The sequence below is a fragment of the Legionella sp. genome, assembly GCF_047605385.1.
GTDB lineage: Bacteria > Pseudomonadota > Gammaproteobacteria > Legionellales > Legionellaceae > Legionella.
On record NZ_JASGFU010000013.1, the window covers coordinates 19173 to 42609 of the forward strand.

The window sequence follows — 23437 nt, forward strand, 5'->3', positions numbered from 1 at the left end:
CTTCTCATTATGCTGCGACGATCGAGCGTTTATGCTTAACAAAGTACTCAAATTCATGATAAAACTGCTTCACGAAACTTTGCACAGGCCATGCAGCTGCTTCACCTAATGCACAAATGGTGCGCCCTTCAATGTTATCCGCAACATTGACTAATTGTTCTATATCGCTTGGTTCACCATGCCCATGAAGAATACGATGCAGTATGCGAACCAGCCAGCCAGTCCCTTCACGACACGGAGTGCACTGACCACAAGACTCATCCATATAAAATTCAGAAATGCGATATAAAGTATTAACCATACAGGTTGTTTCATCCATAATAATTACGGCACCAGATCCTAAACCTGAGCCCGCTTTTTGGATACTGTCATAATCCATATCGAGTTCCATCATGACATCACCAGGAAGAACACGCATGGATGTACCACCAGGAATAACGGCTTTAATTTTTCTGCCTTCACGAACACCGCCAGCCAATTCAAGCAAGGTTCTAAATGGTGTACCTAGCGGAATTTCAAAGTTACCTGGTTTATTAACGTGACCACTAACGCTAAAGCATTTAGTGCCACCATTATTTGGCTTGCCTAATTTCAAGAACCACTCGCCGCCTTTTTCCATAATTACAGGCACAGAAGCAAAAGTTTCTGTATTGTTAATTGTTGTTGGTTTACCATATAAACCATAATTTGCAGGGAATGGAGGCTTAAAGCGTGGCTGTCCTTTTTTACCTTCAATTGAATTGAGTAATGCCGTTTCTTCACCACAAATATAGGCGCCAGCACCCAAGTGGTTATATAAATCAAAATTAATGCCAGAATCTAAAATATTCTTACCAAGCAAGCCTGCTGCATATGCTTCTTTAAGTGCAGCTTCAGTACGCTCATAAGGTAACCAAAATTCACCACGGATGTAGTTATAGCCAACAGTAGCACCCATAACGTAGCCAGCAATAGCCATTCCTTCAATAAGTTGATGAGGATTTAGGGCTAATATTTCTCGGTCCTTACAAGTACCTGGTTCACCTTCATCTGAATTACAAACCACGTATTTCTGTACGGGAGTATTACGATTCATAAAGCTCCACTTCAAACCTGTTGGGAAACCAGCACCCCCTCGTCCCCTCAGTGCAGAAGTTTTTAGCTCATCAATGATTAATTGCGGAGAAGTTTGCTCTTTTAATATTTTTCTCCAGACACTGTATCCACCAATGCTTTCATATGCAGATAGAGTCCAAGGCTCTGGTAAATGAAATGTTCGGTAACAAACTTGATTTAATTCGACCACGGCAACCACCTCTATCTTATTTGTATTCTTCCAACACTTTATCTATAGATTCAGGAGTCAGATTTTCATGATAATCTTTATCCACTTGCATCATTGGCGCATTAACACATGCCCCTAAACATTCAACAGAACGTAGGGTAAAACGTCCATCATCTGTGGTTTCGCCTAATTTGATGCCTAATTTTTTTTCCAAATGACTTACAACACCAGCTGAGTCACGTAGCATACATGAAATATTGGTGCATACATTGATTGAATGCCTTCCCACGGGATTGCGTTCATACATTGAATAAAAACTAGCGACCTCATACACCGCAATAGGTGGACTATCAAGATACTCAGCCACTGCATCCATTAACTCTTCGGTTAAGTGGCCATGTTCTTCTTGTACAATTCTTAAAGCACTCATTACGGCTGATTGTTTCTGATCTGCAGGATATTTTGCTATCCAGTGATCGATGTCTCGTATTCTGTGCGCCGGCATCAGTTGAGGTAACATTTTTGCTGAAGTATCAGACATATTTAAACCTTTATTTCATTTGAAATTCCCTACCAATGCACTTACAGATAGAGGCCTCTTGACTGGCAAAAGGGAAAATTTCTTTGTTAAATTAACGATCTATTTCACCAAATACAATATCCTGGCTGGCTAGAATAGCCACACCGTCTGCAAGCATATGCCCGCGCGACATGTGATCAAAGCTGGATAAATGAGCAAATCCTGGAGCACGAATTTTTAATCGATAAGGCTTATTGGCACCATCAGATACCATATAAATTCCAAACTCACCTTTTGGTGCTTCAACAGCACTATAAACGTCCCCACGTGGCAAACAAAAACCTTCAGTGAATAATTTAAAATGGTGAATTAATGCTTCCATATCATGTTTCATGACCACACGACGCGGAGGCGTAATTTTATAATCATCAACACGTACCGGGCCTGGATTTTTTCTTAGCCATTCAATACATTGTCTGATAATACGATTTGATTGCCTTAATTCTTCAACTCGTACCAGATAACGATCATAGCAGTCTCCGGTTTTACCTACTGGAACATCAAAATCCACTCTATCATAGGCAGCATAACTTTGTTTTTTACGTAAATCCCAAGCAATACCAGAGCCGCGTAGCATAGGTCCAGTAAAGCCCCATTGCAAAGCTTCTTCAGGAGAGACAACACCAATATCAACAGTTCGTTGTTTCCAGATGCGGTTATCTGTTAATAAGGTTTCATACTCATCTACATGCTTTGGGAAACGCTCGGTAAATGCCCATAAGAAGTCAAGCAGACTACCACTGCGATCTTCGTTCATTTTCTCTACTTCACGATCGCTATGCCATCTGGAAGCTTTATACTTAGGCATGGTATCAGGTAAATCACGTGCTACTCCACCTGGGCGGTAGTATGTAGCATGCATACGTGCTCCTGAAACTGCTTCATAGCAATCAAATAAATCTTCACGCTCTCTGAAACAGTATAAAAACACGGTCATTGCACCAATATCAAGAGCCACCGCCCCAAGCCATAACAGGTGGTTAAGAAGACGGGTGACTTCATCAAATAGGGTACGAATGTATTTTGCTCTTAATGGAATCTCGATGCCTAGAAATTTTTCAATAGCGTTTACATAAGCATGCTCATTACACATCATGGATACATAATCTAGGCGATCCATGTATCCTATGCTTTGAATGTATGGCTTAGTTTCGGCTAATTTTTCTGTTGCTCTATGCAATAAACCAATGTGTGGATCGGCGCGAACAATGGTTTCACCTTCAAGTTCGAGTACCAAACGCAAAACCCCGTGTGCTGCGGGGTGCTGTGGGCCAAAATTTAAAGTGTAATTCTTTAATTCAATCATTATTCGCCCTTCTCATCAACCATATAACGGTTATCATTACGTATAACCTTTGGCACTAGTACTCTAGGCACTATATCAACAGGTGCGTAAATAACTTTTTGTAATTTTGCATCATAGCGCATTTCTACCTGGCCGCTGAGTGGAAAATCTTTACGGAATGGATATCCAATGAAGCCGTAGTCGGTCAATATACGTCGTAAGTCAGGATGATCTTCAAATAAAATACCATATAAATCATAGGCTTCGCGTTCAAACCAATTAGCACCCTTCCAAATATGATGTACTGATGGAACTATTGCGTGCTTTTCATCAACAAAAACTTTAGCACGAATACGCTGATTTTTTTTGGTTGAGAGTAGGTGATAAACCACTGCAAAACGTGGCTTATCCATGATGTATGCCTTAGCTTCCTGGCGCTCAACACCACGAGAAAAACCGCTTTCAGTTGCAGAATCAGTCTCCCAATCGTACTCGCCATAAAGCAGATAATCTACTGCACACAGGTCAATAAGTTGGTCAAAAGAAAATGCATCAATATCTCGCAATTCCAACATTAATGTTTCTAAATTGGCTATGCTACACTCAATTGTGATTTCATTATAAGCAACAGTAACGTTGGTTACTTTACTTGCTAATTCAGTCTTTAGTTTTTCAACTAAATTATCAATTCTTGTCATCTAATTAGCACCTTTGATGATCTTACGCTTCTAATACTTTTTTACGTCTGATTTTATTCTGTAATTGAATAATGCCATAAAGCAAAGCTTCTGCAGTCGGTGGACAACCTGGCACATAGACATCGACAGGAACAATACGGTCACAGCCACGTACTACAGAGTAGGAATAATGATAATATCCACCGCCATTTGCGCAAGACCCCATAGAAACAACCCAACGTGGTTCAGGCATTTGATCATAAACCTTGCGTAAAGCTGGAGCCATTTTATTGCATAAAGTACCCGCAACAATCATCACGTCTGATTGACGAGGACTAGGGCGAAAAATAATACCAAATCGATCCAAGTCATAACGTGCAGCCCCAACATGCATCATTTCCACTGCACAACATGCCAAACCAAAAGTCATTGGCCACATGGAGCCACTACGGGCCCATCCGACAAGTTTTTCGACTGACGTCGTTACAAAACCATTTTTTTGCAATTCAGCAACCGCCATAGCTAGCCTCTAAGCAGTTAATATTAATAAAAATACTCGCAACTCCTCAACCTTGATTTTAAACCTGTTTAAGTTTAACTACACTTCTAACAATTCTAAAATCAAAGCTAAAGAGTTGCGATTCATAAATCACGCAGCCTAGAAAATCATTCCCATTCTAATGCGCCGCGCTTCCATTCGTAAATAAATCCTACAACGAGTAAACCCAGAAATAGCATCATTCCACCAAAACCAAACCAGCCTATTTTGCGTAAAACTAGTGCCCATGGGAAAAAAAATGCTGTTTCTAAGTCAAAAATAATAAATAAGATCGCTACCAGATAGAAGCGAACATCAAATGGAAGATGTGAACTTTCAAATGCATCAAAACCACATTCATAAGGTGCATTTTTAGCAGCATCAGGGCTATGCTTAGACAGCAAGGAACCAGCGCCTAACATCACAAGCCCCAGAACTAAGCCAATAATTATAAACACAAGAATGGGTAGATATTGAGATAACATTATTTCACCTTGCACGATTAAATGGTGCCGAAGGCCGGACTCGAACCGGCACGGCTTACGCCACCGCCCCCTCAAGACGGCGTGTCTACCAATTCCACCACTTCGGCATTATTCTTATATTTATCAGTATTTACTTTAAGTTAGTCCTCAATGAGGAACTGCCTATTTTTTATCATTTGCACTCTTATTAGCTGGCACAGGAATCGTATCTACAGGAACACTAGTTTGCTGAGGTACTACTTGTTGTCCGGCCTTTTGGTATTGTACTGATACCATGTATGACAGCAAGAGGCTTGTTGCAAAAAATGTAAGCGCCAAACAGCCTGTTAGTTTAAATAAAAAGCCACCTGTACCCTGGCTACCAAATAAGGTGTTTGAAGCACCTGAACCAAAAGCTGCGCCGACATCAGCGCCTTTACCGTGTTGAATAAGCACCAAGCCAATTAAAATCACAGCAACGATTACATGAATCATTAATATCAATTGATACATTTCACTATATCCACAAATTGTTTTGCATTCAGCGACGCGCCACCAACTAAGCCACCATCAACATCTGGCATAGCAAACAGAACTTTCGCATTATTTTCGTTCACACTACCTCCATAAAGGAGTGATAAACTTTCAGCATCTCTCTGGTTAATTTCTGCAACCAGTTTTCTAATGTATTGATGCACTTCTTGTGCTTGCTCTGGCGATGCCGTTTTACCGGTGCCTATTGCCCAAACAGGTTCGTAAGCAATCACGCAATTTTTATATGCGTTTTCATCATTTCTACTTACTGCCAGTAATTGATTTGCAATTACTTCCTCTGTTTGGCCTTTTTCACGCTCTTCTAGCGTTTCACCCACGCAAAGAACAGGTATCATACCATGTTCTTTGACATGGTGGAATTTTTGTGTCACAAAATTTTCATCTTCATTGAAACCATGCCTTCGTTCCGAATGGCCAATCAAAACATGGGTACAATTAAAATCATTCAACATGGGTGCTGATATTTCTCCAGTGTATGCACCACTATCCTTGGGGTATACATTTTGAGCACCTAGTTTTATTTTACTTCCCTTGAGTAAATCATTTACTTTTGGAATATAAATTGCGGGGGGCATGACAATGACTTGAGCATCAGTAGCAAAATTAAGTAACTCATTTATCTCTTTACTTAAATGAATTACCTGCTGTAACTGACCATTCATTTTCCAGTTGCCAGCTACTATTTTACGCCTCATCTCATCCCCTTTCGCTTACAATTGCGGACTATACCCAAACTCATAGCGTATGTGTAGTATTATTCTCATTTTTTTACAAAAAACATAGGAAACATAAAGAACTTCTCTGTTTAATGATGACTATACATACAAATTTCTTTCAATTTGACTAATATCATCACAAAGCTTTTGCGCTTGTTGCATCACTAATACTTTGTCTATACCTTCAACCATCACTCTTAATAACGGTTCAGTTCCTGAAGGGCGAAGTAAAACTCGTCCTTCGCCTTGTAAGCTATTTTCCAGGTTTTTTACCACTTCAATAACCTCTGAATGTTTGGCAAGTATCGAAGCTTGAGTAGTTTTTAAATTGACTAAGCTTTGTGGTAATAAACTTATTCCTTCTGTCAATTGCGCCAGAGATTTACCTTGTTTTACCATGATGGAAAGCACCTGTAGTGCAGCAACAATACCATCTCCGGTAGTTGTTTTATCAAGGCAAACAATATGTCCTGAAGTTTCACCACCTATTTTCCAATTGTTCTCATGTAAGGCTTCCAAAACATAGCGATCACCAACATTGGTACGAATGAACGGAATTCCGAGTGCAGAAATTGCCATTTCTAGACCATAATTGCTCATCACCGTTCCCACGACCCCACCATGCAATACTCCTCGCTCATGGCGATCTTTGGCAATAATATAGAGAATTTTATCGCCGTCAACTAAATTACCCTGTGCATCAACAAGAATAACGCGATCCCCATCACCATCAAGCCCAATACCAATATCTGCACCAGTGCTTAATACTTTCTTTATCAGATGTTCAGGAGAGGTCGAGCCGCATTCTTGATTAATATTAAATCCATCAGGTTTGTTACCAATTGTAGCAACCTGTGCTCCAAGTTCAGCAAATACATTGGGAGCAATATGGTAGGTTGCACCATTCGCACAATCAACAACGATTTTTAATCCCAACAACCGGGTCAAAGAAGGGATTGTTGATTTACAAAATTCAATATATCGTCCACTGGCATCATTGATCCGAGTGGCTTTACCTAATTTCTCTGAAGGTACAGTTTGCATTTTCTTATCCAGCTCAGCTTCAATTTCTAGCTCAATACTGTCGGGAATTTTGCCACCTTCAGAGGAAAAAAATTTGATCCCATTATCTTCGAATAAATTATGTGAAGCACTGATGACTATTCCTGCATTTGCTCTAAGTGTTTGCGTCAGGTACGCAATTGCAGGTGTAGGCATCGGACCAAGCAATGCGACATCAACCCCTGCCGCTGATAACCCTGCTTCTAGTGCTGATTCAAGCATATAACCCGAAACTCGAGTATCTTTACCGATTACTACTTTCTTGCGATGACCATTACCGCCAAGTACACGGCCTACTGCCCAGCCGAGCTTTAATACAAATTCAGGATTAATATTTGATAAACCTACATGCCCGCGTATGCCATCGGTTCCAAAATACTTTCGTTGACTCATCCTTAACCACCTTTATTATTAGGCTCTTCGGCCTGACAAACCATATCAACCATTATTAACGCCTGATTTGTTTCATCAACATCATGCGTTCTTATGATCCCAACACCTTTTAATGCTGCATAAACAGCTATTGCGATACTTCCCATTAAACGTTCATTCACTGGTTTTGAAAGAACAGTTCCAATGGTGCTTTTACGCGAAACACCTAATAGAAGCGGCAATCCAAGTGTTGAAAAACTATTGAGCTTCTTTACTAAATATAAATTATTTTCCACCAGTTTTCCAAAACCAAAACCTGGATCTAAAATTAGGTGCGAACGTTCAATACCAGCATGAACACAAGCATCGATTCGCGTTTTAAAAAAATCCCTCACTGTATTCATAACTCCATTTGGATACTGAGGATTGTCTTGCATAGTTTGTGGTGCTCCTTGCATATGCATTAAGCATACTGGAACGCGTAATTGTGCGGCCATAGTTAATGCACCTTCTGTACGTAATGCATAAATATCATTAATAATATTTGCACCTGCATGGACTGCGGCCTCCATTACTTCAGGCTTATAGGTATCAATTGAAATACTAATGTCTGAATGTGCACGTATCTTTTTTATAACCGGAATGACTCGTTCCAGCTCAACTGCAACAGGCACTAATGCAGCACCAGGCTTAGTTGACTCCCCACCAATATCAATTATATCTGCCCCGTGCGCAACCATTTTCAAAGCGTATTCGCAAGCACTTTCAACAGAAAAAAAGTTACCACCATCAGAAAAAGAATCTGGCGTTACATTGAGAATTCCCATAATGAGTGTTTTTTTGGAAAGACTACCTAAGGATAGCTGGCCTTGACAAGCAAGCCAGCTTAAAAACTGCGTTGAATTCACCTACTATCTCACATACATCAATAATTTTAGTGCTCTTCAGCAGATTTTACATTTGCTTCAGGATCTGTAGATTTTGCAGGAGCCTCATTAACAACTTCAACTTTATCCAAAGGCTTTGATGAAGTTCCCCAATCCTTAGGTGGTGAAGGCTCTTTTCCAGACATTATTTCTTGTATCTGCTGGGTATCAATAGTTTCATACTTAATTAAGCTTTGAGCCATGCTATGTAATTTATCCATATTAGCCAACAGAATTTCTTTAGCACGTTGATAGTTTCTATCAATAATTGCACGCACTTCGTCATCAATTTGTTGCGCTGTGCGGTCGGACATTTCTTTGTGCTTATTCATCGAACGACCTAAAAATACTTCTTCTTCTTCTTCGCCAAAAGTTAAAGGACCAAGAGCAGATAATCCCCAAGTGGTAACCATTTTACGAGCAATTTCTGTAGAACGCATAATGTCATTTGATGCACCAGTAGTCACACTTTCAACGCCAAAAATTAATTCTTCAGCAATACGACCACCAAATAAGCTGGATAATTGGCTTTCTAAGCGACGCTTAGTATGGCTGTAACGATCTTGCTCGGGCAAGAACATAGTCACACCTAAAGCACGCCCGCGTGGGATAATTGATACTTTATAAACGGGATCATGTTCAGGCACAGACAATCCCACAATCGCATGCCCTGCTTCGTGATAGGCAGTCAATTTCTTTTCATTATCATCCATAACCATAGAGCGGCGCTCTGCACCCATCATAATTTTATCTTTTGCTTTATCCAATTCAACCATGCTGACTTTACGCTTATTAGAGCGTGCAGCAAACAAAGCGGCTTCATTAACTAAATTAGATAAGTCAGCCCCAGAAAATCCAGGGGTACCACGAGCAATATCCATTACTTGGACATTATTATCTACAGGAACTTTTTGCAGATGTACTCTTAATATTTGCTCACGACCACGGATGTCAGGCAAAGGAACAACTACTTGACGGTCAAAACGACCAGGACGCAGTAATGCGGGATCAAGAACATCAGGACGGTTCGTTGCTGCAACCACAATGACTCCTTCACTTCCTTCAAAACCATCCATCTCAACCAATAATTGGTTTAAAGTTTGTTCGCGCTCATCATGCCCACCGCCTAATCCAGCACCACGATGACGGCCCACAGCATCAATTTCATCAATAAAAATAATGCAGGGCGCATGTTTTTTCGCTTGTTCAAACATGTCACGTACGCGCGAAGCACCAACCCCAACAAACATTTCTACAAAATCAGAACCTGAAATCGTGAAAAATGGCACTTTAGCTTCGCCAGCAACAGCCCTAGCTAATAAAGTTTTACCCGTTCCAGGAGAGCCAACGAGTAACACACCGCGAGGAATACGTCCACCAAGATTTTGAAACTTGGTGGGATCACGTAAGAAATCGACTAATTCTTTTACTTCATCTTTAGCTTCATCAACACCGGCAACATCAGCGAAGGTAACTTTAACCTGATCTTCGCCTAACAATCGAGCACGTGAACGACCAAAGGACATAGCACCACGACCACCACCGCCTTGCATTTGACGCATAAAAAATACCCAAACACCAATCAGTAACAACATAGGGAACCAATTGATAAATAAGTGCAATAAGAAGCTTTCTTGTTGTTTTTCCTGACCACTTACTTCGACTTTATTTAGTAAAAGCTCACCAAGCAGAGCGTTATCTTGCATTGGCATGTAGGTGACGAAACGTTTGTTATTTTTCGTCATACCTTTGATAATCTTATCATCTTCAATGGTCACTGTATTGACAATGCCTTGTTTTACCTCACTCAAAAATTGGCTATAGGAAATTTTCTCTGCAACCGAGTTACGAGGCCCAAAGTTACTGAACACTGAAACTAGGACAATCGCAATGATCAGCCATAAAAACAAATTTTTTACCATGTCGTTCAAAGTATTAACCTCGTTAGTTACGTAAAACCCTATGATTAGGAGAACGAATTCCTTAATCTATAAAGTTACTATAAATTATATCCCTTTGCCAGCAAATAGGTTTCTTTTGAACGCGCTCGCGAAGCTAAGGGCTTACGAATTACCACCCTGTCAAAAGAGGCTTTGGCTTGTTTTACCAGATCATCAAAACCAGCTCCATGAAAGATTTTAATCAATATGGAACCACCTGGCTTTAACATTTTTTCCGCAAAATCAAAAGCGAGCTCCACTAAATACATTGCACGTGGAATATCTATTGCAGCCGTACCACTCATATTTGGGGCCATATCTGACAATAACAAGTCCACACCATGCTCTGGGATTAAATCCATCAATTGTTGTAAAACAGCATCTTCACGAAAATCTCCAAGAATGACATGAACATCAGGTAATGCATCCATAGGTAAAATATCTAAAGCAATAATGCGTCCGTGACCTTGTAAACGCTCAGACACATATTGAGTCCATCCCCCAGGAGCCGCGCCAAGATCAACCACCGTCATTCCAGGTTTCAATAATGATTCTTTTTCATCAACTTCTTTTAATTTATATACAGCGCGGCTGCGATAGCCTTCTGCCTGTGCTTTTTTTACATAAACATCATCAAAATGTTCTTGCAACCATCGTTTGCTGCTCTTGGTACGCCTCATAAGCCATCAAATAATATATCAATATTATAGCATGATACTGAATTTCACTACCTTTTCCCAGAAAAACGTGCAATAATTTACCATTTATTATTTGTTTTAAGGAATACCGTACGGTGAATACTTCGTTTAGACAATCTCTTAAAGCCCAAGCACATCATTTAAAACCAGTTGTTCTTCTCGGCGCCAAAGGGTTAACCGAGGCTGTTATTGCAGAAACTGATCTTGCTTTGCTTGCTCATGAGCTCATTAAAGTGAAAATTAATGGCGCAGAAAAAGAAGATCGTCTCATCATGGCTAATAATTTATGCCAGCAATTAAATGCTGAATTAGTACAATTAATTGGTAATACCGCAATTATTTATCGCAAAAATGAAGATAAATAACTTATGCCTCTCTCTTCGCAAAGAGGCTATTCCTATCCTACCCATGAACCAATGGATTATGAAATTGCTTTAGATACAAACGTCCAAATTGATACGATGCATAATCCGTAATATGTCCTACATCACGATAAACAGGCACTCCATTAATACCCACATTACAGCGCCCATGGACACATTGAACCTTTCTGGGATCAATAAAAATTAATTGCGAGTATTTATGCTGCATACGTTTAAATAGCGCATTAAGCCTTTTTTCCGCTGGTGATAATACTAAGTTAAATCGACACTCTTGTGGATTATAAGGCTTATGATTTTTAATATGCTTAAAAAAGCACTCGTGGAAATTAAGTGGCATTAATGCATTAGTATCGATAATCACAGGATGTGCTCCTGAGACAATAATTTGCTGAATTGCTTTTTCCAAAGCCACAGCAAAGCGTGTCTCACTTAATGTCGTTGAGCGCTCATCGCCTAATTTATTAATGATGCTTTCAGAATTGAAATAGTTACTCCAAATTTGGCCAAGAAAAACATAATCATAGTGGTTCATCTGAATCATGCGATAGTACATCTCAGTTTGCTCACGACAAGCCTGATAAATCGTATTTTTAGAGTCTGCCCAATCAAAAAGATAAATGTCAGGTAGAGTAAGACATGAAGAAACAGCCTGCGCCAAAATGGATACATTGGCATCACGACCAATAACATCCATAAGCCCCCAATAATGATTAGAAAATGAATCACCAATCAAAAATCCCGTTTTATGGTTGACTTGCCTTGAACCAATGGTACATTTAGGATCTATTGACTTTACAATGTCGCTGATGCATTGAGAGCGTTGATCACTCTCATATTCCTTCATGACTCGATATACTTCTGCATATTCCTGATCAAAACGCTGTGGGATTCCATGATTGGCCTTAATTAGATGTGATATAAGGTGAACAAAAAGCATAGGTATGATTAATAAGCTCAACACAGTATATGTAAATTTAATACGGTTTAAACGTCGAGCAGGTCTCTCCACAAAATACCAAGAGAGAAAAGCGACACCGAAAGTGCCCCCTAAGGCTAAACTGATACCTAATGGCGTTTCATGAATGTTTTCGTATCTTAAAAATGCAAATATGGGCCAATGCCATAAATATAATGAATAAGACAATAATCCTATAAAAACCAAAGGCTTAAATGAAATTATCTTGATGCAAAACAAAGATGGATAAGAGCGGCCAATCGCAAGTAATAAGCCGGTGGCGACACATACCCACAATGCATACCAATTAGGATACCCATATACAATATCGTTTAAATGAGCGCAATAAATAATAGCGACTAGAGCCATAAGCCCTAAACCGTTTACCACATAAAGAGGAAGACGCAAGTTCATTTTTGGCGTTAAGGCAAAACTAGCGCCAATTAAAAACTCAAAAATCCTACTGGAAAACCGATAATACGTTCTTGTCGGAATCGTGTTGGAATAATATAAAGACAAAATAAAAAACAAAATCATGAGTACATACACAACAATACGCAGGTGTTTTTTAAAACCTCGATACAATCCATACATGATAAAGGGAAAAAACAAGTAACATTGCCATTCTACGGAAAGCGACCAAGTATGTAGCAAGGGTATCTGCTGAGTATTAGGAGCAAAATAACCAGTCGCATTTCTATTAAAGAAAATGTTGGACATGAACAATGATGCTTTGCGTATGCTGCGACCAAAAAAGATTAAATCATCAGGTAAAAAAAATAAAATAGTGAAGACAATACTCACTATCAAACAACAAATAAACGCAGGATGTAAACGCCATAACCTGCGCTTATAAAAATCAATAAATGAAAAATTATTGTCATTAAGTGATTCATAAATAATGCTGGTAATAAGAAAACCTGAAATAACAAAAAAGACATCAACACCGACAAAACCTGATGGAAATACGGCAAAACCCGCATGATAAATAATAACAAGAATAATAGCGACTGCTCTTAATCCATCTATGTCAGAGCTATATTTCATGATGTACCAACACTTACAAAGAAAAAACTGCAGCAGATTCTAACATATATTGCTAATAAAAGAACAAGTCTATTTTACAATCACGTGACAGAGCAAAGACTATTGTATAAACTAGTCTTTAATCATCGCCAAGTTGCAGCAACTGTTTGTCAGGTGTACCATTTGGCGTAATATATATTCCCTTGATAACCAACCAAACTTTAAGGGTATTTTAAACGATCGTAACCTATGATACTAAAACACTTACCTAATACGTTAACCTTGTTTCGATTAGGACTTATCGTTCCTTTCTTGATATTTTTGTACCATCATGAGTACATATATTCATTTTATATATTTATTTTGGCTGGCCTTACAGATGGACTGGATGGGTTTTTAGCGCGCCGATTTAACTGGCAGAGCTTTTTTGGATCATTTGTGGATCCACTAGCAGACAAGTTATTAATCGCTTCGAGTTTTATTTCTTTAGCCATAATTGAAGTTTTGCCCTGGTGGCTAGTCGCTTTGGTTTTTCTGCGCGATCTTACCATTTCAATGGGAGTTCTTGCTTGGTATCATTTTATTCGTCGTAAATTAGATTTTAAACCTACGGTATTAAGCAAAATTAATACCGCTTTACAGCTAATCTTAGTAACTTTTTGCTTATTTGAATTAGCCTATTTTCAATTTCCTAATATCATAGTTAATATCTTAATCTGCTTAACCACACTGACTACAGCAGTTACTTATGTCGACTACATATTAACCTGGAGCAGAAAAGCTTGGTCTAAAAAAGAATTGTTGCAATGAATAAGCAGTTGGCATTAGCTATTAAATTGAATGATGAAGCTACTTTAGCTGATTTTCATTGGGGTAGTAACCAGTTACTACAACAACAATTACACCGTATACTTACATTTCAAGAAGATAGACTACTCTATCTTTGGGGCGCAAAAGGCTGTGGTAAATCTCATTTATTACAAGCTTCTTGCCAAGTCGTAAGTTCGACTCATTCAGCAATCTATTTACCTCTTCACCTGCTGAAAGAATGGGGTCCACAAACACTTGACGGATTAGAAGAACAATCACTGGTTTGTATTGATGACATCGATGCCATTGCAGGAGATCCCACATGGGAAGAGGCTTTATTTCATCTCTACAATAAAGTCAAAGACATGGATAAAAATATTTTAATTATCTCTGGGAATCAGTCATCGACAACCCTTCCTATAAAACTTCCAGATCTGCACTCACGTATTAGCTGGGGTTTAGTCATGCAATTAATGGAATTAACTGATGAAGAAAAAATCAGTACTTTAAAATTACATGCTTTAAAACGTGGATTCGATCTACCCACTAGTGTAGGGCAATTTCTAATAAGCCGTTGTTCACGAAATATGCATGATCTGCATCAATTGCTTAATCGCCTAGATGATGCCTCACTTGTGGCTCAACGCAAAATCACCATTCCTTTTGTCAAAGACACTTTAAATATTTAATTGACTAAGTTATCTTACTGGATATTACTTATCCAATTAACGGCGAATTTTCAAAATTTGTTCAGCATAAAGTTGCTAGATATCTACATGGCGATATTCACAAAACACAAAAACAACTAGGCAATTCCGGCTTAACATTGACATCTTCTCCTGGAGTTTTGTATTTTGGTCTTTCTTGGGCTACAAACGAATAAATATTGTCACTTATTTTTATGGTTACTGGAACAGATAGAGTTTTCTTATCCAAGTTGTAATGCTCTATCTCTTCCCTCTTTGTAGCACTGATGATTTTATTATTTAAAGCAGTTAGTTTCTCACCCACCCTATTTAATAAGGTGCGATCACAAATAGTATTAATTTTTTTCTCACTAAGTCCAAACCAATTCCCCATAAATTCACTAATACTAGGGATATCAGTACACCAGTAAAGACTAAATGCAGCAAATCCTACCAACATACTAAAAAGTAGAACCGGGGCAGATGCTGGCGTGATTGTAGTCATAAATAATCCGCAAACATAAAGTGCCATCGTTTGTCCTGCACAAAACCCCCCCCCATAGAAAATCGATGAGGCAATCGCAGAAACCACTAATTTAGTCAGGTATAAACGATCATTTTCAAGTACTTCTTGAAATTGTTCACTTGCACCAACTAACTTATGATAACAGTTTTGCAACATGGCCATAATTGCTTGTAACGTATTTAGTTCCTCAAGTGATAATTTTGATAAATCATAATTATCTATTATTCTTCTTAGCTGCTTAACTTCTTCTAATTGCTGTATATACACATCTAATACTTGATGTGCATTACCCAAACGAACACCAAGTGCATTAGATATCTGCATTAAATCCAAACCACAATAGGCAAGAACTGAAAGTAAAGCAAAAAGAACGCCCAGAGTAAAAAGTATAGCGGCGGGCAATGAAAATACACTCAGCATGGTAACAATACTATCAAAGCCTTCACAAGCAGCAACAAGAGCACCTGCAGCAATAAGTAATACCAACTTTAATTTAGTATCTAATGAACTGTTCTCTTCTTTGATTGCGACAGTATTATCTCCAAGCAAAGATAAATGGAGATCATGTAAAAGTTCAGTGCATAAACAAGTTTTAATAAACTCAATTTTTTTCAGTTCTTTTTTAGATTTAATTGACAGCAAAATGGATTTATTATTATCCAGCCAATAGAAAAACCGCTCGATATCCTGTGGTGAGCTTATAAGCAGAACTTCGCTTTCAATCGGATCGCAAGCAGCTCTAAATTGACTTATTAATTTTTGTGAACGCAAACTAGTCGCAAAACCCACGCTTATTCCTCATTAGACTTAACTCAATTTGATTTACCGTACCCATCATACAACAAAAATTAATGAAATGCGCATAGTTTACCCAATTTACATTAGAAAAGCATTATTTGACAACCATTAACACCATTTAGCCTCTGCACAAAGCATTTATCGATGCACCAACCAAAAGGCATTGATATTGCTACATTTTATTTTTTTGATTAAAATTGATTCATATCGTATAATTAAGATGCTTAAACTACGTAAGGAAACGAACATGAAAAAAATGGCTATCGCAACATTAGTATTTGTACCCACACTTTTTCTCAGTGGCTGTTACGTCACGAGTTATCCAGGTAGTTATTACTATTCAAGTTATTATCCAGGCTATACCAATTATTATGTGGGTTCTTATAGCGGCTGGGGCGGTGGTTGGTATGGAAATCGTGGTTGGTATGGAAATCGTGGCTGGTATGGAAATCGTGGTTGGCACGGAAATCGTGGTTGGGCATATGCCAACTGGCGACGTGGTGGTTGGGGACACGGAGGCTGGGGTCATGGTGGTTGGGGCCGTGGTGGCTTCCATGGGAGGCATCGATAAGATAAAGCCTGTCTCATAAAATACATGGGTTATAGCATGCCTATAACCCAACTTGTTGTCCTAACCCATTAAGAAATAGAATAATTAGAAAACGTAGTATTTTCATCTTTATTGTCAGGGGTATGAATATTTTTTTGTATAATATAGCGGCTTAAACAAGGCGCAAACAACCACATAATCAATGCTATACTTAAAGTAATTAAACCAATATAAGCAAACACCTTAGTATAAATCATCAATGATTCAATTCCAGGTTTGATATTTTCAGGAAGTGCCGTAAATGAAGCGACCATAGCTCCAACAAACCCAGCAACTGCTGAGGTTAAAAACCACATTCCCATAACGAATCCAGCGATTTGCGCAGGCACCAATTCAGCAACCATGGCCACACCCAAAGCTGAAACCATTAATTCACCTAAACTTTGGAATAAATAACTGGCAATTAGCCACCAAGAAGAAACCATGCCATTACCAATATAAAAAAAGCGTGCAAAATAAAGTATTAAAAAACTCAAGGCACACATAGTCATTCCTAATGCGAATTTATAGGGAATGGCAAAAGAAACTCCTTTTCTATTCAAATGAGCATAAATATAAGCTAAAACAGGGCTCATTAACACAATCCAGATGGGATTTAACGCTTGAAAACTTTGAGCATCAATGGGAATTCCCAATAACACGGGAATGACATTATTTACTGCAAACAAATTTAATGAAGTAGGCATTTGTTGGTATAAAGTAAAAAAGCTAACTCCTTCGATCATAAGTACAATGGCAACCAACATACGTAGTATCACGAGTTTACTTTCTTTTTGTGCCAAATATGCGTAATAAATAAGAACAACTCCAACAATAACCCACAGTAAGTTTTTCGCAAGCATCACATTCTGTAATAAATAAGCAGCACCTACAGTGCACAAATAAATGCCAATAACCACCACAATCCAGTGGATTACCGAAAGTTTATTTTGATCTGCACGAGTATCCACATGCGCTACATATCGACGCTGTAACCAATAATTCACTAAACCAATCAATAAACCTATGGAGCTCATCAGATAGGCATATGAATAACCATAACGAGTAGCAATTGCCGGGCCTGCAAACAAAGCAATCATACTACCTAGATTAATAGCCATATAATACAGCGTAAATCCTTCATGCAAACGCTGATCATTGGGCGCATAGCATTTGGCTAATAAATTAGAAGGATTTGCCTTAAATAAACCATTGCCCACACAAATTAAAGCCAATGCTAAAAATACATGCCCTTTATCTGTCATGGCTAATGAGAAATAACCCAAGGCCAGGACAATTAGGCCAAGAACTATGGTTCTTTTCGTACCAAGTACCTTATCACCCAGGTAACCGCCGATAACCACCATACCATACACTAAGGCGGAGAAAGCACCAAAAGTATAATAAGACTCGGTATCGTTATATCCTAAATAACGAATGAAAAAGAGTGCTAAAATCCCTTGAACGGTATAAAAACCAAATCGCTCCCAAAGTTCTAATAAAAAGATCATATGGAATGCGCGTGGCTGTTGACGAAAGAGATTACGCATCCATTTCTATCCATTTAGAGGAAAACTTTTACGTTAAATCAATTCCTTATATTTTGCAATGAGGCCATCATAAAAATGATCGATAGTTCATGTGATAATAAGCACTATGAAAAAATTAGTCTCCGCAATTTCCTCACTTATTGAGCAATTGCATATTTTTCAGATAATATATTGTTTTTTTGGAACATTTTACAAGGACTAATATAAATATGGATGTTAAACTGAGTAAGTTCATTGTCTTTTCATGTATTTTTTTAATGTTCCCCTGCTCTGGAAGCACCAATCAAGTCAGTTTTTTTGTGTCCGGAGGTCCTAATTTTTCGACCCTTAAAAATAAACGGTTGGTGGAAATTAACGAGTTCCTAACCAACGCTTATCAAACCAATACCCAAACAAACTGGCAAGGTTTCTGGGCCATAGGTGCAAATCATACTTTTGAAAACCCTTGGTTTTCATTTTATCAATTATCTCTGGGAGTATCGGGATATTTTTTTCAGTTAGGCCAAGTAAAAGGAACCGAATTCCCGTTTATCAACGAAGGGCTTTTTGATACTTTGAATTATAATTTCCATGCAAAAAGCTCATCGCTGATGGTTGAAGCAAAAGCAATTTACTCACAATATACTTTGAAACCTTATGCTTTGGTCGGCATTGGCCCAAGCTGGAATCGTTTTTATGCGTATGATGAAACTCCGACAGATCTTTCTTTAAGTGCCGCCCCAGCAGCTCGTTTTAACAATCATACACAACAGACTTTTTCCTATGAATTAGGTATAGGTTTTCAATACCTGTTATGGGATGATAAACAGCGCCATGTTCAATATCATGCATCTGCAGGTTATCAATATTTTAATTTGGACAAAGGTGCGTTAAGCCGTTCCTTAGCACAAACGTCTCAGGATCACTTGAAGATTAAAGACCTTTATACACAAGGAATCATATTTACCCTGGCAGTTTCTTTGGGTTAACAAGGATGAAAGCAAATGAGAAAATATACTATGATAAAGATATCCTGTTTATGGAGCCTGTTGTCTCTGAACGCAGCGCAAGCGGCTTCTATAATCGAAATTACGCCAAGCAGCTCAAACCCAATTGTTATTTCTCCAACCGGCACTACTTATGTTACTTATACCGCTAAAAATAGTACATCAAAAAACCTGAGTGGCCTTACAATTGATCCTAATTATGGAGCAACAAAAAAAACTCTGAAAATCACTTTAAACAACAATACCTGTACTGCTTTAGCTGCACGAGCTACTTGTTCTTTTATAGTTTCTTTACAAGGAGTAAGCCAAAGCACTGAATTCACCTTAATGCCGCGTATTTGCGCCTATAACGGCGCGGCATGCTCTGTGCCCATATTAAGTAATCGTATTAAAGTAACAGCAACAAAAACGCTTCCAAGTAGCCAATTCCCTCTTCCTTATGCCGGAACCTATTACCCAATTTATAATTCTGGTGCCGGTCAATGGTTACCACCAAATCAAGCTCCTATTCCTCCTTTTAACCGGGTTAGTGCTCTTTTTATAGCTTTTGCTCATACTTATGCGCAGCAAAATGGTGCAATTTTTACCTACGAGCAAGGCCAACCCGATGAACCTGGGCGTTTAGCTTTATTAGTGCAATCAGCACGTAATGGGAATCCGCATATAAAAATTTTAATTTCACTGGGATGGGGAAAAAATGATTGGACCTATATTAATAATGATTATGTGAATCATGCCAATATCTTTATACCCAGCGTAATTCAATTTATTCGCAATAATCACCTGGATGGTATTGATATTGATGATGAAAGCATTGGTGATTCCAGCGGTTCCATTTCGCAAGCCAATTTCGATGGTGTGATTGCCAACTTAAGAAATGCATTAAATTATGCATCACTGCAAGATGGCAAACCTTATTATCTGACCATTACTCCTGCTGGAAATAATGATGAACCAGGTGGAATCGAAGCAACTCAAGTGGATGTATTAAATGCCAAGAGCTTTGATTTAATTAACATTCAAAGTTATTTTGGTAACGGCGAATGGGGCGATGATTTCTTTGATGCACTTGTTGCTATTAGCTATCCTAAAAAGCAAATTGCCAATGGAATTGATACTCAAGAAACAAACTGTGCTCCTGATTACCCTCCATACATTGGTTTGGCAGGAATATTTAACTGGAATATGACTAAGGACAGCACATGCAGCAATTATGCCAATACCATTACCATCGCAAATATGGTGGGATATTATGGAACGTTTCATTTATGACGTAGCAAGAAAGCATTAAGAAAATGTGATGTTTGTTGCTTGCTAATTAGATGAAAATTCAACTATAGTTCTCTATATAGCGAGTGAATAACATAAAAAAATACATATGACGGCTAAAAAAGCCCTTTATCTAGCAGGTGGCGGAGCACGTGGCGCATATCAAGCAGGCGTCTTAAAAGCGATTGGCCACATTTTACAAGTAAAAACACTTCCCTTTGACGTTGTCAGTGGTGTGAGCGTTGGCAGTATTAATGCAGCAATAATCGCTGAAAACGCAGATGATTTTCCCTCAGCACTTGATAAATTGGAGATGATGTGGAGTGAAATTCATTGCCAACAGATTTATAAAGCCAGTAATTATGAACTCAGTAAATCAGTGATGCGTAATGTAAGTACGCTGGTTATCAAGCAACGCCAAGCAGGTCATTTACTGGATACAACACCATTAAAAGAATTAATCTCTGATACAATTGATTTCAATAAAATTAGCACAAACATCAGTGAAGAACATCTCGAAGCCATAGAAATTATTACTAATTGTTATGAAACTCATCAAACAATTTCCTTTTATGAGCATAAAAATCCTGACTTTGTTGATTGGAATTACCCTCGTCACTGCAGTCAAAAAGCCCAAATAGACGCAGGACATGTTTTAGCGTCCAGTGCCTTACCCTTATTCTTTCCAACTGTTCCTTTTGATGGTTTTCACTATGGTGATGGCAGTATTGGTCTAGTTGCTCCGCTACGCGGAGCAATACGTTTTGAAGTCGATAAGATTATGATTTTAGGTACGCGTGCAATCCCCACCTTTGTTGACCATGAAGAATTACGAAATGATGGGGAAATTCCTTTTGCCCATATCTTAGGTAGCATGCTTAATGGCCTCTTTTTAGACAATCTTGATCGTGATATTGAAATGGTAAATCGCATGAATGAAATTGCGATGTTACTTTCTATGTGGAAAAAACGCCATTCTCCCTGGAGACCGATCCACACTTTGCATTTACGTCCCAGTCAAGATCTCTCTTCAGTCGCGCAACAACATTTTAAAACCTTACCGATTTTGCTTCGTTATTTGCTGAATATTTTAGGTGCTAAAAACCAGTCTGGTGATCTCTTAAGCTTTTTGTTATTTGAGCGTGAATTCACGCGCGAACTACTTGAGTTAGGCTTTCAAGACACGATTAATAATGCAAAAACTGTAAGCGATTTTTTTGATTAGCCTACATTTCGTAAATACTTGAGCACTTCTTGCGTTTGTGGCATCACTTCATGCCAAATAAAAAATGCTTCTGCCGCCTGCTCCACCAACATTCCCAAACCATCAATCGCGTCACATCGCTGTTCTTTAGCGTAGTGAACAAACGCGGTATCAACATGTTGTTTGTAGGACAAATCATAGCAAAAAGGTTTTTGTGACAAACAGACCTGCGGTAAAGTAATGAAATCACCTACTAAACTTGCTGAAGTAGCATTAATCACCAAATCAAAGGGTTCATTTAATTCATCAATCCCGATACATTGCACTTGTGGAAAGATCTGACGAAACTCGTCTGCTTTTGCAGCGGTACGGTTAACAACGACCAATTTTGATAGTCCATTCTCCAATAAAGGATGAATAATACCACGCGCTGCACCTCCGGTCCCAATAATTAAAACCCGTTTTCCTGGCAAAAAAATATAGTGTTCCAAATCGCGAATTAAGCCTATACCATCTGTATTATCCGCATGTATTTGTTGATCTTGTATCCATAAAGTATTGGTTGCACCTGCCAAATTACAGCGTTGAGTTCTTTGTTTTGCTAGAGCAAAAGCGCGTTGCTTAAAAGGCAAAGTGATATTTAATCCCTTACCACCTTGAGCAAAAAAATCAACAACGATCTGTTCAAATTTAATATTATCTGCTTTAATTTTGTTATAACCAAGAGAAATATTGGTTTGTTTGCCAAAGCATTGATGAATTACAGGAGATAAACTATGCTCTATGGGATTACCAACCACTCCAAAACGCTGAAGCATTACCTTCTCCTCCTAATTTGTTCTCTTATCGCCAGTACTGCAATTGCTGCTAATAACCAAGCGATTAATGTGTATCTTAAATTAAAACCTAATAATGAAGTCAACGAGCTTATCAAAGAATTTAACCAGTTTTTAGAGAAAGAAAAAATTTTTATGACTTATCAAATTACACCCTATATCGATAATCATCCGTTGCATGTGACTTTGTTCATGGCTCATTATTCGCAAGCTCAGATTCCGAAAATCATCAGGGAAATAGCTGTTCTCGCCAAACAACAAAAACCAGTTTCTTTATTAACTTCACGGTTTGTGCCCAAAGGTGGTTATGTGAAGTTATCAGTGACTAATGATTCACAAATTCAAGGTTTAAGTAATAAAACTTTAATGACATTAGCGCCACTGCGCGATAAAAAAGCATTGGTTCCCGCTTGGGCTGCACGTAATATTGAACGTAGAATCATTTTTAATCAATATGGTAGCCCTGCAGTATTAAATTATTTTAATCCTCATTTTTCAATGTTTTCAATAAGTCATTTACAAAAAGATGACATTGCACGTTTGCATCAAGAGTTACAGCAACTTATTGCAAAATTTGCGAAAAACCATCAGACACAAATTAGAGTTAGCGCTGTAGAAATTGGTATAGGAATTGTCAATCAACAAGGACAAATTGTTAAAGAGTTAAAATCATTTACTCTTGAATAGCTTAACTCGCTCTAAGGCTCCAAGCCAATCCTTATAAAACAAATGTAAGAGCTCA

The 23437-nt window shown here is 38.4% G+C and carries 24 protein-coding genes and 1 tRNA gene; 8 read left to right on the top strand and 17 right to left on the bottom strand.

Annotated features, from left to right (window positions below; all coding sequences use genetic code 11):
- Positions 1–7: 7 nt before the first annotated feature.
- From nuoF to rlmE, 13 genes are all read right to left on the bottom strand, one after another.
- Positions 8–1285 carry an NADH-quinone oxidoreductase subunit NuoF gene (gene nuoF / locus QM652_RS04665; RefSeq protein ID WP_415073351.1) on the bottom strand — a complete coding sequence of 426 codons (1278 nt, stop codon included), beginning with the start codon at positions 1283–1285 and terminating at the stop codon, positions 8–10.
- A gap of 16 nt (positions 1286–1301) precedes the next feature.
- Entirely contained in the window at positions 1302–1805 is a 504-nt protein-coding gene (gene nuoE / locus QM652_RS04670; protein ID WP_415073353.1) for an NADH-quinone oxidoreductase subunit NuoE, read from the bottom strand.
- A 91-nt stretch (positions 1806–1896) separates the two neighbouring features.
- On the bottom strand, positions 1897–3150 hold the full coding sequence (locus tag QM652_RS04675) for an NADH-quinone oxidoreductase subunit D (protein ID WP_415073355.1): 1254 nt from the start codon (positions 3148–3150) through the stop codon (positions 1897–1899).
- On the bottom strand, positions 3150–3827 hold the full coding sequence (locus tag QM652_RS04680; protein WP_415073357.1) for an NADH-quinone oxidoreductase subunit C: 678 nt from the start codon (positions 3825–3827) through the stop codon (positions 3150–3152). Before QM652_RS04680 ends, QM652_RS04675 begins: the two co-directional genes overlap by 1 nt.
- 22 nt (positions 3828–3849) lie before the next feature.
- Complete coding sequence (locus tag QM652_RS04685) at positions 3850–4326, bottom strand: NuoB/complex I 20 kDa subunit family protein (RefSeq protein ID WP_415073359.1); 477 nt, start codon at positions 4324–4326, stop codon at positions 3850–3852.
- 146 nt (positions 4327–4472) lie between these two features.
- Complete coding sequence (locus QM652_RS04690) at positions 4473–4829, bottom strand: NADH-quinone oxidoreductase subunit A (RefSeq protein WP_415073360.1); 357 nt, start codon at positions 4827–4829, stop codon at positions 4473–4475.
- A 22-nt stretch (positions 4830–4851) separates the two neighbouring features.
- A tRNA-Leu gene (locus tag QM652_RS04695) sits at positions 4852–4936 on the bottom strand.
- Positions 4937–4991: 55 nt separating this feature from the next.
- Positions 4992–5321 (bottom strand): preprotein translocase subunit SecG, encoded by a 330-nt coding sequence (gene secG / locus QM652_RS04700; RefSeq protein ID WP_415073361.1) that lies wholly within the window; start codon positions 5319–5321, stop codon positions 4992–4994.
- Positions 5309–6058 (bottom strand): triose-phosphate isomerase, encoded by a 750-nt coding sequence (gene tpiA / locus QM652_RS04705; RefSeq protein WP_415073362.1) that lies wholly within the window; start codon positions 6056–6058, stop codon positions 5309–5311. The genes secG and tpiA overlap by 13 nt, the downstream gene beginning before the upstream one ends.
- Positions 6059–6178: 120 nt before the next feature.
- Positions 6179–7534, bottom strand: a complete 1356-nt coding sequence (gene glmM / locus QM652_RS04710; protein ID WP_415073363.1) for a phosphoglucosamine mutase — start codon at positions 7532–7534, stop codon at positions 6179–6181.
- Between the two features lie 2 nt (positions 7535–7536).
- Positions 7537–8421: a dihydropteroate synthase gene (gene folP, locus QM652_RS04715; RefSeq protein ID WP_415073364.1), complete on the bottom strand. Its 885-nt coding sequence runs from the start codon at positions 8419–8421 to the stop codon at positions 7537–7539.
- 26 nt (positions 8422–8447) lie between these two features.
- The gene (ftsH, locus tag QM652_RS04720; protein WP_415073400.1) at positions 8448–10361 is read right to left on the bottom strand and encodes an ATP-dependent zinc metalloprotease FtsH; all 1914 of its coding nucleotides are present in this window, start codon (positions 10359–10361) and stop codon (positions 8448–8450) included.
- A gap of 77 nt (positions 10362–10438) precedes the next feature.
- On the bottom strand, positions 10439–11059 hold the full coding sequence (rlmE, locus tag QM652_RS04725) for a 23S rRNA (uridine(2552)-2'-O)-methyltransferase RlmE (protein WP_415073365.1): 621 nt from the start codon (positions 11057–11059) through the stop codon (positions 10439–10441).
- Positions 11060–11172: 113 nt separating this feature from the next.
- Here rlmE and yhbY point away from each other — a divergent pair, with 113 nt between their 5' ends.
- On the top strand, positions 11173–11442 hold the full coding sequence (yhbY, locus tag QM652_RS04730; protein ID WP_415073366.1) for a ribosome assembly RNA-binding protein YhbY: 270 nt from the start codon (positions 11173–11175) through the stop codon (positions 11440–11442).
- 37 nt (positions 11443–11479) lie between these two features.
- On the opposite strand, the gene QM652_RS04735 is transcribed toward yhbY, so the two are convergent.
- Positions 11480–13462: an acyltransferase family protein gene (locus QM652_RS04735; protein ID WP_415073367.1), complete on the bottom strand. Its 1983-nt coding sequence runs from the start codon at positions 13460–13462 to the stop codon at positions 11480–11482.
- Between the two features lie 228 nt (positions 13463–13690).
- Between QM652_RS04735 and QM652_RS04740 the strand changes: the two genes are divergently transcribed.
- Entirely contained in the window at positions 13691–14251 is a 561-nt protein-coding gene (locus QM652_RS04740) for a CDP-alcohol phosphatidyltransferase family protein (protein WP_415073368.1), read from the top strand.
- Positions 14248–14940, top strand: a complete 693-nt coding sequence (gene hda / locus QM652_RS04745; protein ID WP_415073369.1) for a DnaA regulatory inactivator Hda — start codon at positions 14248–14250, stop codon at positions 14938–14940. The genes QM652_RS04740 and hda overlap by 4 nt, the downstream gene beginning before the upstream one ends.
- Before the next feature lie 97 nt (positions 14941–15037).
- On the opposite strand, the gene QM652_RS04750 is transcribed toward hda, so the two are convergent.
- Entirely contained in the window at positions 15038–16252 is a 1215-nt protein-coding gene (locus QM652_RS04750) for a hypothetical protein (protein ID WP_415073370.1), read from the bottom strand.
- Positions 16253–16508: 256 nt separating this feature from the next.
- Here QM652_RS04750 and QM652_RS04755 point away from each other — a divergent pair, with 256 nt between their 5' ends.
- The gene (locus QM652_RS04755) at positions 16509–16832 is read left to right on the top strand and encodes a hypothetical protein (RefSeq protein ID WP_415073371.1); all 324 of its coding nucleotides are present in this window, start codon (positions 16509–16511) and stop codon (positions 16830–16832) included.
- 68 nt (positions 16833–16900) lie between these two features.
- Here the strand turns inward: QM652_RS04755 and QM652_RS04760 are convergent, their stop codons facing one another.
- Complete coding sequence (locus tag QM652_RS04760; protein ID WP_415073372.1) at positions 16901–18400, bottom strand: oligopeptide:H+ symporter; 1500 nt, start codon at positions 18398–18400, stop codon at positions 16901–16903.
- A gap of 209 nt (positions 18401–18609) precedes the next feature.
- Between QM652_RS04760 and QM652_RS04765 the strand changes: the two genes are divergently transcribed.
- From QM652_RS04765 to QM652_RS04775, 3 genes are all read left to right on the top strand, one after another.
- Positions 18610–19368: a hypothetical protein gene (locus QM652_RS04765; protein ID WP_415073374.1), complete on the top strand. Its 759-nt coding sequence runs from the start codon at positions 18610–18612 to the stop codon at positions 19366–19368.
- A gap of 60 nt (positions 19369–19428) precedes the next feature.
- Positions 19429–20658, top strand: coding sequence for a glycoside hydrolase family 18 protein (locus QM652_RS04770; RefSeq protein WP_415073376.1), 1230 nt, complete (start codon positions 19429–19431; stop codon positions 20656–20658).
- 106 nt (positions 20659–20764) lie between these two features.
- Entirely contained in the window at positions 20765–21880 is a 1116-nt protein-coding gene (locus QM652_RS04775) for a patatin-like phospholipase family protein (protein WP_415073378.1), read from the top strand.
- Here QM652_RS04775 and aroE read toward each other — a convergent pair.
- Positions 21877–22677, bottom strand: a complete 801-nt coding sequence (gene aroE / locus QM652_RS04780) for a shikimate dehydrogenase (protein WP_415073380.1) — start codon at positions 22675–22677, stop codon at positions 21877–21879. The genes QM652_RS04775 and aroE overlap by 4 nt on opposite strands.
- Here aroE and QM652_RS04785 point away from each other — a divergent pair.
- The gene (locus QM652_RS04785; protein WP_415073382.1) at positions 22636–23382 is read left to right on the top strand and encodes a hypothetical protein; all 747 of its coding nucleotides are present in this window, start codon (positions 22636–22638) and stop codon (positions 23380–23382) included. The genes aroE and QM652_RS04785 overlap by 42 nt on opposite strands.
- Positions 23383–23437: the final 55 nt, after the last annotated feature.